The following is a 15809-nucleotide window of genomic DNA, read 5'->3' as shown; positions in this document are numbered from 1 at the left end:
CCCCCCCCCCCCCCCCCCCCCCCCCCCCCCCCCCCCCCCCCCCCCCCCCCCCCCCCCCCCCCCCCCCCCCCCCCCCCCCCCCCCCCCCCCCGCCGTGTGCGGACGGGGTGTGCGTACGGGGGGTGGGGGTCAGCGCAGCAGCAGCTGGACGATGGCGAGGGTGCCGACCACGACGATCACAGCGCGGAGTGCGGTGGGCGGGAGGCGACGGCCGACCTTCGCGCCGATCTGGCCGCCTATGGTCGAGCCGACGGCGATGAGGAGGACGGCGGTCCAGTCGAAGTCGGCGACGAAGAGGAAGAAGACGGCGGCGATGCCGTTGACGAGGGCGGCGATGACGTTCTTGACGGCGTTGATGCGCTGCATGTCGTCGTGGAGCAGCAACCCCATCAGGGCGAGGTAGAGCACGCCCTGGGCGGCACCGAAGTAACCGCCGTACGCGCTGGCGACGAGCATGCCGCCGAGGAGGACGGGCCCGCCGTCGGGGTGGCCGCCGTCCCGTCCGGCGGCCTCCTGGCGGCGGCGCAGGGCGGCCGCGAGGCGGGGCTGGAGGACGACGAGGACGAGCGCGAGTCCGATGAGGACGGGCACGATCGTGTCGAAGGACTCCGACGGCAGGGTGAGGAGCAGGACGGCGCCCGCGAGTCCGCCGACGAGCGAGACGGCGCCGAGGCGGATGATGCGGCGGCGCTGGCCGCGGAGCTCTTTGCGGTAGCCGAAGGCCCCGCTGAGCGAACCGGGCACCAGGCCGAGGGTGTTGGAGACGTTGGCGGTGACCGGGCTGAGTCCGGTGGCGAGCAGCACCGGGAAGGTGATGAGGGTGCCGGAGCCGACGATCGTGTTGATGGCGCCGGCACCGATGCCGGCCGCGAGCACGGCGAGTGATTCCCAGATGGACATGGACATGGACTGGGCCATCCCCTTTGCATGAGTGAGACGCCTCCCCGCCATGAAGGTCGAGGGGCCGTACTGATCATGCAGGAGGGGACGGGCCCGTGGGTCCGCGGGTCAGTCGATCGGGGGCTGCTCGCGGCGTTCCGTGCCGTTGCTCCCGTTGTGTCCGTGGCCGTTGGTGGTGCCGTTCCCGGCGGCCTTGGCGGTGTTGAGCGGGTTGAAGCCCGAACCGCCGTTCACGGGGCCGAAGTTGCCCATGGCGCCGGAGAGGCCCTTGAGGGCGTCGCCGATCTCGCTGGGCACGATCCAGAGCTTGTTGGCGTCGCCCTCGGCGAGCTTGGGGAGCATCTGGAGGTACTGGTAGGCGAGGAGCTTCTGGTCGGCGTCGCCGGCGTGGATGGACTCGAAGACCGTACGGATGGCCTGGGCCTCGCCCTCGGCCTTGAGGGCGGCGGCCCTGGCCTCGCCCTCGGCGCGGAGGATGGCGGACTGCTTCTCGCCCTCGGCCTTGAGGATCTCGGACTGGCGGACGCCCTCGGCCTGGAGGATGGAGGCGCGCTTGTCGCGGTCGGCGCGCATCTGCTTCTCCATCGAGTCCTGGATGGAGGTCGGCGGGTCGATGGCCTTGAGCTCGACGCGGTTGACGCGGATGCCCCACTTGCCGGTGGCCTCGTCGAGGACGCCGCGCAGGGCGGCGTTGATCTCCTCGCGGGAGGTGAGGGTCCGCTCCAGGTCCATGCCGCCGATGATGTTGCGCAGGGTGGTGACGGTGAGCTGCTCGATGGCCTGGATGTAGCTGGCGACCTCGTACGTCGCGGCGCGGGCGTCGGTGACCTGGTAGTAGATGACCGTGTCGATGTTGACGACCAGGTTGTCCTGCGTGATGACCGGCTGCGGCGGGAACGGCACGACCTGCTCGCGGAGGTCGATGCGGTTGCGGATGGAGTCGATGAACGGGACCACGATGTTGAGGCCCGCGTTGAGGGTGCGGGTGTAGCGGCCGAACCGTTCGACGATGGCTGCACTGGCCTGCGGGATCACCTGGATCGTCTTGACCAGGGCGATGAAGACCAGAACCACCAGAATGATCAGGACGATGATGATCGGTTGCATGCGGTTCCCCGTGCCCTTCCGGCTGTCTGTACTGCCCCGTTGAAGCGGAGTCTCGCAGACCCCGGGGCCGCGGGTCGGCTGCTTGGCTAGAAGCTCACATGACGACGGCGGTGGCTCCGTCGATCTCCACGACGTCCACCTGCTGCCCGGGTTCGAAGGTGCTGTCCGCGTCGAGGCTGCGGGCGGACCAGATTTCGCCGGCGAGTTTGATCCGGCCCCCGGTGCCGTCGACGCGTTCGACCACGAGGGCCGTCCTGCCCTTCAACGCGTCGACTCCGGTGCGGTGTTGGGGCCGCTCGCGGTGGTGGTTGGCGATCGAGCGGACGACGGCGGTGAGTGCGACCGACACGATGACGAAGACGAGGACCTGGGCGACCACTCCCCCGCCGAGGGCCGCCGTGACGGCGGCGGCGAGCGCACCGACGGCGAACATGCCGAACTCCGGCATGGCCGTCAGGACGAGGGGGATGCCCAGCCCGACCGCGCCTATGAGCCACCACACCCATGCGTCGATGTTCACATCGTCATGGTAGGTCCGGCGGGCGCGGTCGGGACAGGGTGCGACTAACGCAGGGGCAGGCCCTGGGCGGTCCAGCGGTCGTTGTCGTGGCGCTCGACGACGAGGGGGAGGCCGAAGCAGAGGGACAGGTTGCGGGAGGTGAGTTCGAGGTCGATGGGTCCGGCGGTGACGACCTTGCCCTGGCGGATCATCAGGACGTGGGTGAAGCCGGGGGCGATCTCCTCGACGTGGTGCGTGACCATCGCCATGGAGGGGGCGAGCGGGTCGCGGGCGAGGCGGCCGAGGCGGCGTACGAGGTCCTCGCGGCCGCCGAGGTCGAGGCCGGCGGCGGGCTCGTCGAGGAGGAGGAGCTCGGGGTCGGTCATCAGGGCGCGGGCGATCAGGGTGCGCTTGCGCTCGCCCTCGGAGAGGGTGCCGAACTTCCGGTCGAGGTAGTCGCTCATGCCGAGCCGGTCGAGGAAGGCGCGGGCGCGCTGCTCGTCGACCGCCTCGTACTCCTCCTGCCAGGTCGCCGTCATGCCGTACGCGGCGGTGAGGACGGTCTGGAGGACGGTCTGCTTCTTGGGGAGCTTGTCGGCCATCGCGATACCGGCGATGCCGATGCGCGGGCGCAGCTCGAACACGTCCACCTTGCCCAGGGTGCTGCCGAGGATGGTGGCGGTGCCCTTGGTGGGGAAGAGGTAGCTGGACGCGATGTTGAGCAGCGTGGTCTTCCCGGCGCCGTTGGGGCCGAGGATGACCCAGCGCTCCCCTTCCTTGACCGACCAGGAGACCTGGTCCACCAGAGCCCGGCCCTCGCGGAGCACGGATACGTCCACCAGCTCCAGTACATCGCTCATGAGCGCGTTGTCTCCCCTTGCAGTCTGTTTCGTCAGTGCACCGGCCGGCGCAGCCCCAGGGGAAAACCTACGCCACTCGGGGAGGGGTCCGGGCGCGGGCCCGGCTGCGGGGCCGGATCCGGGCCCGTCCGTAGAGTGGGGGGATGCTTTTCGAACCACGTTCAGGGCGGCTGGCCGCCTGGGGGAACGCGCTGCTGTCCGGTCTCGTCTCGCCCGACGAGGCCGCGATGTCGATCGTGGGCGAGGACGCCGTGCACCGGGTGGCGGGGCTGCCGGGCGAGGAGGCCCGGGTGGGGCTCACGCTGGCGCTGGGCCGGCTGCGGGCACTGGGGGTGACCGGGCTGCGGGTGGCGCTGCCGGTGCCGGGGCATCCGCTGGGGCTGAGCGGGCCCGCGGAGTTCAACGAGCGGGCGCTGGAGGCCGGCGAGGCGGTCGTCGCGGCGGGCGCGGCGCTGGGTCTGGTGCCGGAGGTCACGGAGGCGGGGCCGGCGGGGGACGTGCACGTGGAGGTGGTGTGGCACTGCCTGCCGGTGCGGGAGGCGCCGCCGGCGGACGTGCCGTCGCTCGGCGAGGCGGAGCGGGAGCTGGCCGAGGGGATGCGCGAGGCGACGGTCGTGCTGACGCGGCTGGACGTGGCGGCGTCGGGGCCGGCGGCCGAGGCCGCGCTGTCGGCGTACCGGGCGCGGGCGGAGGCCGGGCGGGAGGCGCTGGCTCCGGGCTATCCGGCGCGTGCGGTGCGGGTGCTGGCGCTGGCGCAGCGGGTGGCCCTGCTGGTGTCGCTGGCGTACGAGCGCGGGCACGGGGGCGCGGTGGCGGCCTCGGAGATGGCGGCGCGGGCGGAGGCCCTGCGGCCGGTGGAGCGGGTGGCGCGGCGGGCGCTGGTGGCGGCGTACAACGCGGCGGTGGAGGAGCGGGAGCGCGGCTGACGCCGGCCCGTCGGGGCCCGGCCGTGAGGCGCCCGACCGTGAGGCGCCCGGCCGGGCGGGGACCGGGCCCTGTGGGCGCTGCTCCGGGTGTGGCGCGGCCCCGCCTCCCGGGGAGAGTGGGGGGAGGCGGGGCCGGTGGCGGGGGGCGGCGGGTCAGTGGTTGACGCCGGTGTTGCCCCAGACGCCGTTCAACAGGCCGACGACGGTGACCGTGTTGCCGACCGCGTTCACGGGGACGTGCACGGGGGCCTGGACCAGGTTCCCCGAGGCCACACCGGGCGAGCCCGCGGCCTCGCCGCAGGCGGAGGCACCGCTGCCGTGCGCCGCGGAGACGCCGGCTCCCGCGGCAAGGAGGCCGCCCGCGATCAGGGTGATGGCAGTGGCCTTCTTGGTGTTCTTCACGTTCTCGTCCTCCAGGCATCTGCCGCGGGCGTCCGCCGCGGCACGCCATGGAGAACGGCCGCCCGGCGCAGAGGATACGCCATGTGGGCGACATACACCCGACGGTATGAAAATCCTCAACGGCGCTGGACGCCGTCAGCCGGCGGTGCCGTGCCGGACGGCCCACAGGGCCGCCTGGGTGCGGTCCGCGAGGTCCAGCTTCATCAGGATGTTCGAGACGTGCGTCTTGACGGTCTTCTCCGACAGGACGAGTGCGCGGGCGATCTCCCGGTTCGAGCGGCCGTCCGCGATGAGGGCCAGGACCTCCTGCTCCCGCTCGGTCAGCGAGCCGCCGCGGCCGGACCCGGACTGCTCCTCCTGGGAGAGGAGTGCCTCGGCCACCTCGGGCTGCAGCACCACGTGCCCGGCGTGGACGGAGCGGATGGCTCCGGCCAGGGCGTCGGGGTCGACGTCCTTGTAGACGTATCCCGCGGCGCCGGCGCGCAGGGCGGGGACGACCGTCCGCTGCTCGGTGAAGCTGGTGACGACGAGGACCCGGGCTGGGTTGGCGAGGGCGCGCAGGCGGCGCAGGGCCTCGATGCCGTCGGTGCCCGGCATGGTGACGTCCATCAGGATCACGTCGGGCCGCAGCTCCTCGGCGCGGGCCACGCCCTCCTCCCCGTCGGCCGCCTCGCCGACCACCTCGATGTCGTCCTGGACCTCCAGGAACGTGCGCAGGCCCCGCCGGACCACCTGGTGGTCGTCGACGAGCAGTACTCCGATGCGGGTCCGCCCGGGCGTGTCAGCCACCGGGCACCTCCATCTCGATCGTGGTGCCCGTACCGGGCGCCGAGTGCACGGTCAGGCGGCCGCCGACGCCGCCGGCCCGGTCCCGCATGGAGACCAGGCCCAGGTGGCGACCGGCCGCCCGGACCGCCCTGGGGTCGAAGCCGCGGCCGTCGTCCTCGACGGTGAGGACGGCGCCCGGGCCGCGGCGGGCGAGGACGACCTCGACGCGGTCGGCGTCCGCGTGCCGCAGGGCGTTGTGGAGGGCCTCCTGGGCGACCCGGAGCAGGGCCTCCTCCTGGGCGGCGGGCAGGGCGCGTACACCGTCGCAGGTGAAGGTGACGCGGGCGCTGTGGGCGCGGTCGAGGACACGGACCTGGCCGCGGAGGGTGGCGACCAGCCCGTCCTCGTCGAGGCCGGCGGGGCGCAGCTCGGTGACGGCGGCGCGCAGTTCGTCGGTGGCCTCGGCGGCGAGCACGGCGACCTGGTGCAGTTCCTCCTTGGCGCGGGCCGGGTCACGGTCGACGAGGGCGGCGGCGGCCTGGGCGGTCAGGCGCAGGGAGAACAGCTTCTGGCTGACGGCGTCGTGCAGCTCGTGGGCGAGGCGGGAGCGCTCCTCGGTGATGGTGAGCTCGCGGCTGCGCTCGTAGAGCCGGGCGTTGGTGAGGGCGAGCGCCGCGTGCTGGGCGAGGAGCCCGAGGAGCTCCTCGTCCTCGTCGGTGAAGCCGCCGGGGACCCGCTTGTCGGCGAGGAAGAGGGCGCCGAGGGTCTCCTCGCCGTCCCGGATGGGCTGGCCGAGGAAGTCGGACATCTCGGGGTGGGCGGCGGGCCAGCCCTCGAAGCGGGGGTCCTTGCGCACGTCGGCGAACCGCTCGGCGTGCTCCTGGTGGAGCATCGCGGCGAGGATGCCGTGCTGGCGGGGCAGCGGGCCGATGCGGCGCCACTGGTCCTCGCTGATGCCGTCGACGACGAACTGGGCGAAGCCGCCGTGGTCGTCCGGAACGCCGAGGGCCGCGTAGCGGGCGTCGAGCAGTTCGCGGGCGGAGACGACGATCGTGCGCAGGACGTCGCGCACCTCCAGTCGGCGGCTCATGGCGAGCAGTGCGGTGCTCACGGCGGCGAGTCCGCTGGGCGGTCCGTTGTGCATGGGGTCACCGTACTCGCGGCGCTGACCTGCGGGATCGGGCTTCGGGCCTAGGCCCGGGGGCGGGCGGGGTCCTCCTCGGGGAGGAGGGCTGCGGGCGGATGCGGTCCTCGGGGTGGAGGCGGTGGGCCGGTGACGTCGTCCGTACGTCGCAGGTGCGTGACGGAACGAATTGCGGTGGCAACGGTTGGCGATGCCGTTACACGGCCGATGTGAGCCCGCGCATAGGACCCACATCACTTACGAAGGCACGTAGTGGACCTGTAAAGGTGGCATCAGGGCTGTTCTGTCCGATGTCCGGGGGGAAATTCCGGATCTGGGCGTGCCCCCTGATCCACTAAGCAGGATCGTACGTCACACCTTTGCACCAGGATTTTGCCGCCGCTAAGAATTGCTCCCGCCGCACGGCACCGCGGATCCCCAGATCCTCCCGGCGTCCTCCTGCGGCCCCCGCGATTCGAAGAGGTTGCTACCGCATGTCCAAGACCAGCATTCGTGGCCGTCGCATGACGAAGACGCACAAGATGTCCTTCGCCGCCGTCGCCACCGTCGGTGCCGCTGCCGTTGCCGCCACCCTCGTCCCCGGCGGTGCCGCCAACACCGGTACGGCCGAGGCTGCCCCCGTGGCGATGACCCAGGCCAAGACCGCCCAGACCACCCTGACCGCCCAGCAGGCCGACGCCGCTGCCGCCGCGAAGGCCAAGGCCGAGGCCGCGGCGAAGAAGGCCCGCGAGCAGGCCGCCAGCCGTGCGGCCGCCCGCAAGCCGGTCTTCGCGAACAACCTGGACGGCTGGATCAAGGAAGCCCTCTTCATCATGAAGAAGGAGGGCATCCCGGGCACCTACGCGGGCATCCACAAGAACGTGATGCGCGAGTCCTCGGGCAACCCGCTGGCCATCAACAACTGGGACATCAACGCCAAGAACGGCATCCCGTCCAAGGGTCTGCTCCAGGTCATCTACCCGACCTTCAAGACGTACCACGTGCCGGGCACCAAGTTCGACCAGTACGACCCGGTCGCCAACATCGTCGCCGCCTGCAACTACGCGGCCGACCGCTACGGCACCATCGACAACGTGAACAGCGCCTACTAGGCACCTCGCGGACACCTCCGCAGCAACTCTTCGAACGCCTCAGGGCGGTACCCGCGATCCGGGTACCGCCCTGAGGCGCTTGTGCGTCGCGCGGTCGCGCTGCCGCCGCTAGTTGCGCATGACCTCGGGCTCGTGGCGGCGCAGCAGGCGCTGCACCGCGAAGCCGCAGGCGATGCCGAGGGCGAGCAGGACGATGATGTTCAGCGTCCACTGGCCGCCGGTGGGGTCCCACAGCGGGTCGGTGTTCTCCGGGTGCTGCTGGTCGAACGGCGCCATCAGCTTGGCCAGGTTCAGCGTGGTGCCGGCGGCGGCGATGGCCCAGCGGGAGGGCATCAGCCAGGCGAACTGCTCCAGGCCGGGCTTGTCGTAGATCTGGAACAGCAGGCCCGTGAACACGACCTGGATGATCGCGAACATGACCAGCAGCGGCATGGTCTTCTCGGCGGTCTTCACCAGCGAGGAAATGACCAGGCCGAACATCATCGAGGTGAGGCCGAGCGCGATCACCGAGATGCACAGCTCGGTGGCCGGGTCCATGAACACGCCCTCGACGGGGAGCTTGCGCGGGGTGAACGCGATCGCGCACATGATCGCGCTCTGGAGGGCCGTGATGACGCCGAGGACGATCACCTTCGACATCAGGTACGCCGAACGGGACAGGCCCGTCGCGCGTTCCCGCTCGTAGATGACCCGCTCCTTGATCAGCTCACGGACCGAGTTGGCGGAACCGGAGAAGCACATGCCGACCGCGAGGATCAGCATGATCGTTCCGGCGTCGCCGTTGAAGCGGCTCGGCGGTGTCGGCGGTGCGAGGCCGAACTTCGCCGGGATCACGGTGGAGACGATGCCGATGACCGCGGGCATGATCACCATGAGGGCGAGGAAGCCCTTGTCGGAGGCGATGACCGACAGGTAGCGGCGCATCAGGGTCCACAGCTGCGAGCCCCAGGCCTGCGGCTTCGGCGGGATCATCTGCTGCGGCGGCATGGCCACCGCCTGCGGGGCGACCGCGTCGAGATCGGCGGCGTACAGCTGGTAGTGCTGCGAACCCTTCCAGCGGCCGGCCCAGTCGTAGTCGCGGTAGTTCTCGAACGCCGAGAACACGTCCGCCCACGTGGTGTAGCCGAAGAAGTTGAGCGCCTCGTCCGGCGGGCCGAAGTAGGCCACCGAACCGCCCGGGGCCATGACCAGCAGCTTGTCGCACAGCGACAGCTCGGCCACGGAGTGGGTGACGACGAGGACCGTGCGGCCGTCGTCGGCGAGGCCGCGCAACAGCTGCATGACGTCGCGGTCCATGCCCGGGTCGAGGCCGGAGGTCGGCTCGTCGAGGAAGATCAGCGACGGCTTGGTGAGCAGCTCCAGGGCCACGGACACGCGCTTGCGCTGACCACCCGAGAGCGCAGTGATCTTCTTGTCCTTGTGGATGTCGAGCTTGAGCTCGCGCAGCACCTCGTCGATGCGCGCGGCGCGCTCGGACTCGGCGGTGTCGCCGGGGAAGCGGAGCTTGGCCGCGTACTTCAGGGCGGTCGCGACCTTCAGCTCCTTGTGCAGGATGTCGTCCTGCGGGACCAGGCCGATGCGCTGGCGGAGCTCCGCGAACTGCTTGTACAGGTTGCGGTTGTCGTAGAGGACCTCGCCCTGGTCGGCGGGCCGGTAGCCGGTCAGCGCCTTGAGCAGGGTCGACTTGCCGGAACCGGACGGGCCGATGACGCCGATCAGCGACTTCTCCGGGACGCCGAAGGTGACGTCCTTGAGGATCTGCTTGCCGCCGTCGACCGTGACCGTGAGGTGGCGGGCGGAGAAGGAGACGTCGCCCGAGTCGACGAACTCCTCCAGCCGGTCGCCGACGATCCGGAACGTGGAGTGGCCGACGCCGACGATGTCGTTCGGGCCGAGCAGCGCCGAGCCGGACTTGGCCAGCGGCTGGCCGTTGACATAGGTGCCGTTGTGGCTGCCCAGGTCGTGGATCTCGAAGCGACCGCCGGTGGAGCGGAACTCCGCGTGGTGCCGCGAGACCTGCAGGTCGGAGACGACGAGCTCGTTGTCCAGGGCACGGCCGATGCGCATGACGCGGCCGACGGCGATCTGGTGGAAGGTCGTCGGGCTGCGGTCACCGCCGTGGCCCGCGGGCGCGCCCTGCTGCTGCGGGAAGTGCTGCTGGGCGGGCGCCTGCTGCTGCGGCTGCGGCCACGCCTGCTGCTGGGCCGGAGGCTGGTACGCCGACGCGGCCTGCGCCTGGGCCGGGGCCTGGTAGGCAGGTGCCGGGGCCTGGTAGGCCGGGGCCTGCTGCTGCGGCACGGCGGCCTGCTGCGGCGCGCCGGCAACGCTCAGATCCAGCCGCGGCCCGTCGGTGGCGTTGCCGAGGTGGACCGGCGTGCCCGGCACGAGCTCCACCTGCTGGACCCGCGCACCCCGCACGTACGTGCCGTTGGTGCTGCCGTGGTCCTCGATGCCCCAACCCCGGCCGTTCCAAGCGATGGTGGCGTGCCGCCAGGAAACCCGGGCGTCATCGATCACCACGTCTCCCTGGGGGTCGCGCCCCAGCGAGTACGACCTGGACGGATCCAACGTCCAGGTCCTTCCATTCAATTCCAGTACGAGTTCCGGCACTCCAGCCCCACTTAGGTCCCCCGAGAATCCCCCTGGCCGTCAGGGAGTCCGACGCCAGGGAGTCTAGGGATGGCTAACATCCGGGGGAACTATTTCAGGCCTGCGCCCACATGTGGAATCGGGGCCTTGCCGGGCTGCCGGCGGACCGCGGGGGCAAGTCGCCCGGAGCGTGCGATACAGGACTTCTTGATCGACGATCCCGGCCCCGCCGCCGCCTCTGAGCGGGGGAAACCGATCCCGGTGGGTGGGACGGGCCTGACGCCCGCGCGGGCCGGGAAGATACGGTGAGGGCACCATGAGCGCTTCGCAGACCTCAGACGTCCCCACCCTTCTCGTCAAGATCTTCGGCAAGGACCGTCCCGGGATCACCGCGGGACTGTTCGACACCCTGGCCGCCTTCTCCGTCGACGTGGTCGACATCGAGCAGGTCGTCACCCGGGGCCGCATCGTGCTGTGCGCCCTCGTCACCACGCCCTCGCACGGCACCGAGGGCGAGCTGCGGGCCACCATCCACAGCTGGGCCGAGTCGCTCAAGATGCAGGCGGAGATCCTTTCCGGCACCGGCGACAACCGGCCGCGCGGCACCGGCCGCTCCCACGTCACCGTGCTCGGCCACCCGCTGACCGCCGAGTCCACGGCGGCCGTCGCCGCCCGGATCACCGCCACGGGCGGCAACATCGACCGTATCTTCCGGCTCGCCAAGTATCCGGTGACGGCCGTCGAGTTCGCCGTGTCGGGGTGCGAGACGGAGCCGCTGCGCACCGCGCTGGCCACGGCCGCGGCGCACATCGGCGTCGACGTGGCGGTGGTCTCGGCGGGCCTGCACCGGCGGGCCCAGCGCCTGATCGTCATGGACGTGGACTCGACCCTGATCCAGGACGAGGTCATCGAGCTGTTCGCCGCGCACGCGGGCTGCGAGCCCGAGGTCGCCGCGGTGACCGAGCGGGCCATGCGCGGCGAGCTGGACTTCGAGCAGTCGCTGCACGCCCGGGTGGCGCTGCTGGCGGGGCTGGACGCCTCGGTGGTGGAGAAGGTCCGGGCCGAGGTGCGGCTGACCCCCGGCGCGCGGACGCTGATCCGCACCCTCAAGCAGCTCGGCTACCAGGTGGGCGTGGTCTCCGGCGGGTTCACGCAGGTCACGGACGATCTGCGGGAGCGGCTGGGGCTGGACTTCGCCTCCGCCAACACCCTGGAGATCGTCGACGGCAAGCTCACCGGCCGGGTCACGGGCGAGATCGTGGACCGGGCCGGGAAGGCCCGGCTGCTGCGCCGCTTCGCGCAGGAGGCCGGCGTACCGCTGGAGCAGACGGTGGCGATCGGCGACGGCGCGAACGACCTGGACATGCTGAACGCGGCCGGGCTGGGGGTGGCCTTCAACGCCAAGCCGGTGGTCCGCGAGGCCGCGCACACCGCGGTCAACGTGCCGTTCCTGGACACCGTGCTGTACCTGCTCGGGATCACCCGCGAGGAGGTCGAGGCCGCCGGCCTGACCTGACCCGGTCCGCCCGTCCGACGCACGGGTACGGCCACGCGCACGGCAATGGGGACGGGCCCCGGCGGATCGACCGCCGGAGCCCGTCCCCTCGTCCGGGAGGCCCCGCCGCGGGCCGGTCGGTCAGTGGTCCGCGGGGGTCCAGAAGTCGAGCAGCGTGCCCACGCCGTGTTCCAGGGACTTCCAGGACCCCGTGAAGGAGACGACCGCGAGCGCGGCGGTCGGGAAGCCGCTGCGGGTCATCCGGGCCAGGGCGTCGCCCTCGACGCGGCCGGCGAGGGCGTCGGCGAGGGCGTGCATGCCGGGGTTGTGGCCGATCACGAGGAGGTCCGCGACCTCGTCGGCGGTTTCGTTGAGGAGGGCGATGAGCTCGCCGAGCGAGGCCTCGTACAGCCGCTCCTCGTACACGGTCTTCGGCCGGTGCGGCAGTTCCTGGACGGCGAGCTTCCACGTCTCGCGGGTGCGGGCTGCGGTGGAGCAGAGGGCCAGGTCGAAGGCGATGCCGGCCACGGCCAGCTTCAGTCCGGCGGCCGGTGCCTCCTTGCGGCCGCGTTCCGCCAGCGGGCGGTCGTGGTCGGCCACCTGGGGCCAGTCGGCCTTGGCGTGCCGGAGGAGGACGATCCTGCGGGGTGTGTCGGCGCTCATGGCCCCAGCTTCGCACGGATCGGGCCGTCCAGCGGAGGGTGTTGGGGGCCCGTCCGCGCACGGGAGGCGCACCTGCGGCGTGCGCGGCTCACGCGGCCGCGCGGGCCCGATCAGCCGGCGGCGCGCAGCAGCTGTTCGGTGACCTGGAGCAGGGGGGCGGTCTCGCCGGCGGTGGCCTGGATCTCGCCGGATCCGGCGAGGAGCAGCAGCAGGAGGCCGAAGGCGAGGGCGGGCAGGGCCAGGGCCCACCAGTGCAGGCGGACGTCGGCGCCGGCGGTGCGGTGGACGGGGGCGGGCGGGGTGGCCGGCATGGGGGCCTTCCGGGGTGTGCGCAGGGGACGGGCTCGTCCTTCGAATCTAGGGATCCGAAGGCGCCGTTCCCATCAGGGGCGCACCCCACCCGACCCTGAACCGCGCCCCCTAGGGGTCGGTGGGGGCAGCCCCACCCTCCTGCCGGGTCAGGGCGAGGCGATGGTCGCGATGACGGCGATGATCACGGTGACGACGAGCATCGCGCCGAGCACGGCGCCGAGCTTCTTGCGGCCGTCCTGGGGGTGGGGTTCGAGTACGGGCGACATGCCGTTCAGTCTCGCACGCCGCGTTCGTCCTCGATCGTGCGGTCCCGGCCTGCGAGCACGCCCAGGGCGATCTGCGGGACCAGCAGGCAGGTCATCAGGGTCAGCGGCAGGTCCCAGCCGCCGCTGTGCTGGTAGAGGGTGCCGATGAGCAGGGGGCCGGGGATGGAGACGAGGTAGCCGGTGCTCTGGGCGAAGGCGGAGAGCCGGGCGACGCCGGCCGGGCTCTTCGCGCGCATCCCGATCATGGTGATGGCGAGCGGGAAGGCGCAGTTGGAGATGCCGAGCAGGAGGGCCCACGCCCAGGCGCCGGCGGCGGGGGCGAGGTGCAGGCCGGTGTAGCCGATGAGGCCGAAGACGCCGAGGCCGACGGCGATGGGGCCCTGGTTGCGCATCCGGCCGGCCAGGTTGGGGATGACGAAGGCCAGCGGGACGCCCATGACCATGGTGACGGCGAGCAGGACGCCCGCGGTCCCGGCGGAGACCCCGGCGTCACGGAAGATCTGCGGGAGCCAGCCCATGGTGATGTACGCACCGGTGGCCTGGAGGCCGAAGTAGCCGGCCAGGGCCCAGGCGGTGCGGCTGCGGACGACGCTCGGGCCGGCGGCAGCGGCGGGTGCGGCGCCCGTGGCGGTCCGCCGCTCGCGCCGGACGGAGGCGGCCAGCGGCAGCCAGGGCAGTACGGCCGCCACCGCGAGCACGGCCCAGACCAGCAGGCCGGTGCGCCAGCTGCCGCCGAGGGCGGAGGTCAGCGGGACGGTGGCGGCGGCGGCCAGCGAGGTGCCCACGGCCAGGGCCATGGAGTACAGGCCGGTCATGGTGCCGAGGCGGTCGGGGAACCAGCGCTTGACGATCACCGGGAGCAGCACGTTGGTCAGGGCGATGCCGGCCAGGGACAGAGCGCTGGCGGCGAGGAATCCGGCGGCGCCGGTGGCGAAGGGGCGGATCAGCAGTCCTGCGGCGACGGCGGCCATGCCCGCGCAGACGACGGCCGCCGGGCCGAAGCGGCGGGAGAGGCGGGGTGCGGTGACGCCGACGGCGGCGAAGCAGAGGGCCGGGACGGAGGTGATCAGTCCGGCGACGGTGCCGCTCATGCCGAGGCCGGTGCGGACCTCCTCGAAGAGGGCGCCGAGGCTGGTGATGGCGGGTCTCAGGTTGAGGGCGGCCAGGACGATGCCGACGACGAGGACCGGTCCGAGCCATCCGGGCCGGGCGGCCTCGGGCGCGGGGGCCGCCGGGGCGGCGGGGCCGGTCCGGGCGGCGGGGAGGAGGGTCGGGGCTGTTGCGGGCGCGGCGGTCCGCCGGTCGAGGGTCTGGGTCTCGTCGTCCAACATTCATCCATCATAGAATCATGGGATGATTGGCTGTCCAGCCAGTTGTCGTCCGACCGCCCGGCCCCGGAGAGGACTCCCGCCCGTATGCCACTGACCTCGCCCCGCCGATCCGCCCTGGTCGATCAGGTGATCGCCCAGCTCAGGAACCAGATCACGTCCGGCGAATGGCCGGTCGGCGCCCGCATCCCCACCGAGCCGGAGCTGGTGGAGATGCTCGGGGTGGCCCGCAACACCGTCCGCGAGGCCGTGCGGGCCCTGGCCCACAACGGGCTGCTGGACATCCGCCAGGGTTCGGGGACGTACGTGCTCGCCACGAGCGAGCTGGCCGGGGTGATGCACCGCCGCTTCGCCGGGGCCGACCCCCGGCACATCGCCGAGGTCCGCTCGACGCTGGAGTCGGCCGCGGCCCGGCTGGCGGCGCAGCGGCGCACCGAGCGGGACATGGCGCAGCTGGACGCGCTGCTGGCGCGGCGCGACGGGGCCTGGGCGAGCGGGGACGCGGAGTTGTTCGTGGCGGCGGACGTCGCGCTGCACATGGCGGTGGTGGCCGCCTCGCACAACGAGGTGCTGATCGAGCTGTACGCGGACCTCGGCGACCTGGTGGCCGAGTGGCTGCGCTGGGACGTGGGCGTGGACCTGGACCCGGCGGGGCTCCTCGACCACGCCCGGCTGATCGAGGCGATCCGGCGCGGGGACGGGGACACGGCGGCCTCGGAGGCGGCCGGCTACCCGTTCACCTGCCTGGGCCGGATGGAGCAGGACCCGGCGGTCACGCCCTCCGGTGGCTGACCCAGGTCGAGCGGACTTCCTTCCAGCACCGGCCGACGAGCTCGGCCCGGCCGGCCGGGCCGACGGCCACCGCGTTGCCGTCCCCGTCCAGGTCCCACCAGCGGTCGCATTCGACGTGCAGCCGGACCAGGTCGGTCTCCGGGTAGCTGTTGTGGCAGTACGCGGTGACCAGCGTGCCCTCGACGACGGTGTCGCAGTCCGCGCCGAACAGGTCGGCGGTCGGGGTCGGGGTGGCCCGTGCGGGGGGCTCGGCGGGGATCTCGGCGAGGTCCACGCCGGTGGGGGTGGCCGGGCCGGACCCGGTCAACTGGTCCGCACCCTCGGGCCGGGCGAGCACTCCCGGGATCAGGAATCCCGCCAGGACGACCGAGGTCACCAGCAGTGCAACCGCCCGGTTCGGCCTCGCAGGCACGCCCGTACCTCCTCCCGGCAAAAGGAGCCGGGAAGATCCCGACCTGGTCAGTTTGCAGTCTTCTGCCCTGGTTTTCGACTCGGGAAGATCCGGTCGGCCCTCGCAAATCTGATCGAGGGTGCAGACCCCGCCCTCCCGCGTCCCGTCCCCGGAACGCGGAAACGGGGGGGGGGGGGGGGGGGGGGGGGGGGGGGGGGGGGGGGGGGGGGGGGGGGGGGGGGGGGGGGGGGGGGGGGGGGGGGGGGGGGGGGGGGG

17 protein-coding genes are annotated in these 15809 nt (G+C 72.5%); 4 read left to right on the top strand and 13 right to left on the bottom strand.

Going from position 1 to position 15809, the window contains the following annotated elements:
• Window positions 1-129 precede the first annotated feature (129 nt).
• The 4 genes from ACZ4VL_RS38465 to ACZ4VL_RS38450 form a co-directional block, all read right to left on the bottom strand.
• Window positions 130-906 (bottom strand): sulfite exporter TauE/SafE family protein, encoded by a 777-nt coding sequence (locus ACZ4VL_RS38465; protein WP_468209980.1) that lies wholly within the window; start codon window positions 904-906, stop codon window positions 130-132.
• Between the two features lie 102 nt (window positions 907-1008).
• On the bottom strand, window positions 1009-2007 hold the full coding sequence (locus ACZ4VL_RS38460) for an SPFH domain-containing protein (RefSeq protein ID WP_468209977.1): 999 nt from the start codon (window positions 2005-2007) through the stop codon (window positions 1009-1011).
• A 94-nt stretch (window positions 2008-2101) separates the two neighbouring features.
• Complete coding sequence (locus ACZ4VL_RS38455) at window positions 2102-2527, bottom strand: NfeD family protein (RefSeq protein WP_403566050.1); 426 nt, start codon at window positions 2525-2527, stop codon at window positions 2102-2104.
• A gap of 44 nt (window positions 2528-2571) precedes the next feature.
• Complete coding sequence (locus tag ACZ4VL_RS38450) at window positions 2572-3366, bottom strand: ABC transporter ATP-binding protein (protein ID WP_468209974.1); 795 nt, start codon at window positions 3364-3366, stop codon at window positions 2572-2574.
• A gap of 143 nt (window positions 3367-3509) precedes the next feature.
• Here ACZ4VL_RS38450 and ACZ4VL_RS38445 point away from each other — a divergent pair, with 143 nt between their 5' ends.
• Entirely contained in the window at window positions 3510-4292 is a 783-nt protein-coding gene (locus tag ACZ4VL_RS38445) for a hypothetical protein (protein WP_468209971.1), read from the top strand.
• A gap of 153 nt (window positions 4293-4445) precedes the next feature.
• Here the strand turns inward: ACZ4VL_RS38445 and ACZ4VL_RS38440 are convergent, their stop codons facing one another.
• From ACZ4VL_RS38440 to ACZ4VL_RS38430, 3 genes are all read right to left on the bottom strand, one after another.
• Window positions 4446-4694 (bottom strand): chaplin, encoded by a 249-nt coding sequence (locus ACZ4VL_RS38440; protein ID WP_404243110.1) that lies wholly within the window; start codon window positions 4692-4694, stop codon window positions 4446-4448.
• A gap of 135 nt (window positions 4695-4829) precedes the next feature.
• Complete coding sequence (locus ACZ4VL_RS38435) at window positions 4830-5483, bottom strand: response regulator transcription factor (protein WP_361087546.1); 654 nt, start codon at window positions 5481-5483, stop codon at window positions 4830-4832.
• Window positions 5476-6606, bottom strand: coding sequence for a GAF domain-containing sensor histidine kinase (locus ACZ4VL_RS38430; protein ID WP_468209966.1), 1131 nt, complete (start codon window positions 6604-6606; stop codon window positions 5476-5478). Before ACZ4VL_RS38430 ends, ACZ4VL_RS38435 begins: the two co-directional genes overlap by 8 nt.
• A gap of 473 nt (window positions 6607-7079) precedes the next feature.
• On the opposite strand from ACZ4VL_RS38430, the gene ACZ4VL_RS38425 reads away from it, so the two are divergent.
• Window positions 7080-7697, top strand: a complete 618-nt coding sequence (locus ACZ4VL_RS38425) for a transglycosylase SLT domain-containing protein (protein WP_468209962.1) — start codon at window positions 7080-7082, stop codon at window positions 7695-7697.
• Between the two features lie 108 nt (window positions 7698-7805).
• Here the strand turns inward: ACZ4VL_RS38425 and ACZ4VL_RS38420 are convergent, their stop codons facing one another.
• The gene (locus ACZ4VL_RS38420; protein WP_468209959.1) at window positions 7806-10307 is read right to left on the bottom strand and encodes an ABC transporter ATP-binding protein/permease; all 2502 of its coding nucleotides are present in this window, start codon (window positions 10305-10307) and stop codon (window positions 7806-7808) included.
• Between the two features lie 295 nt (window positions 10308-10602).
• Between ACZ4VL_RS38420 and serB the strand changes: the two genes are divergently transcribed.
• The gene (gene serB, locus ACZ4VL_RS38415) at window positions 10603-11802 is read left to right on the top strand and encodes a phosphoserine phosphatase SerB (protein ID WP_452935447.1); all 1200 of its coding nucleotides are present in this window, start codon (window positions 10603-10605) and stop codon (window positions 11800-11802) included.
• Between the two features lie 120 nt (window positions 11803-11922).
• On the opposite strand, the gene ACZ4VL_RS38410 is transcribed toward serB, so the two are convergent.
• From ACZ4VL_RS38410 to ACZ4VL_RS38395, 4 genes are all read right to left on the bottom strand, one after another.
• Window positions 11923-12444: a SixA phosphatase family protein gene (locus tag ACZ4VL_RS38410; protein WP_468209956.1), complete on the bottom strand. Its 522-nt coding sequence runs from the start codon at window positions 12442-12444 to the stop codon at window positions 11923-11925.
• A 110-nt stretch (window positions 12445-12554) separates the two neighbouring features.
• On the bottom strand, window positions 12555-12755 hold the full coding sequence (locus tag ACZ4VL_RS38405) for a hypothetical protein (RefSeq protein ID WP_468209953.1): 201 nt from the start codon (window positions 12753-12755) through the stop codon (window positions 12555-12557).
• Window positions 12756-12902: 147 nt separating this feature from the next.
• A complete protein-coding gene (locus ACZ4VL_RS38400) occupies window positions 12903-13022 on the bottom strand; it encodes an SGM_5486 family transporter-associated protein (protein WP_468209950.1) in 120 nt (39 codons plus the stop codon).
• Window positions 13023-13027: 5 nt separating this feature from the next.
• Window positions 13028-14353 carry a CynX/NimT family MFS transporter gene (locus ACZ4VL_RS38395; protein ID WP_468209947.1) on the bottom strand — a complete coding sequence of 442 codons (1326 nt, stop codon included), beginning with the start codon at window positions 14351-14353 and terminating at the stop codon, window positions 13028-13030.
• Window positions 14354-14437: 84 nt separating this feature from the next.
• Here ACZ4VL_RS38395 and ACZ4VL_RS38390 point away from each other — a divergent pair, with 84 nt between their 5' ends.
• Entirely contained in the window at window positions 14438-15142 is a 705-nt protein-coding gene (locus ACZ4VL_RS38390; RefSeq protein WP_468209944.1) for a FadR/GntR family transcriptional regulator, read from the top strand.
• Here the strand turns inward: ACZ4VL_RS38390 and ACZ4VL_RS38385 are convergent.
• Window positions 15123-15554 (bottom strand): hypothetical protein, encoded by a 432-nt coding sequence (locus tag ACZ4VL_RS38385; RefSeq protein WP_468209941.1) that lies wholly within the window; start codon window positions 15552-15554, stop codon window positions 15123-15125. The two genes, ACZ4VL_RS38390 and ACZ4VL_RS38385, sit on opposite strands and share 20 nt — an antisense overlap.
• Window positions 15555-15809 lie beyond the last annotated feature (255 nt).

Source organism: Streptomyces sp. NPDC029014 (genome assembly GCF_055564695.1).
This window is presented reverse-complemented; position numbering and strand designations above follow the sequence as displayed.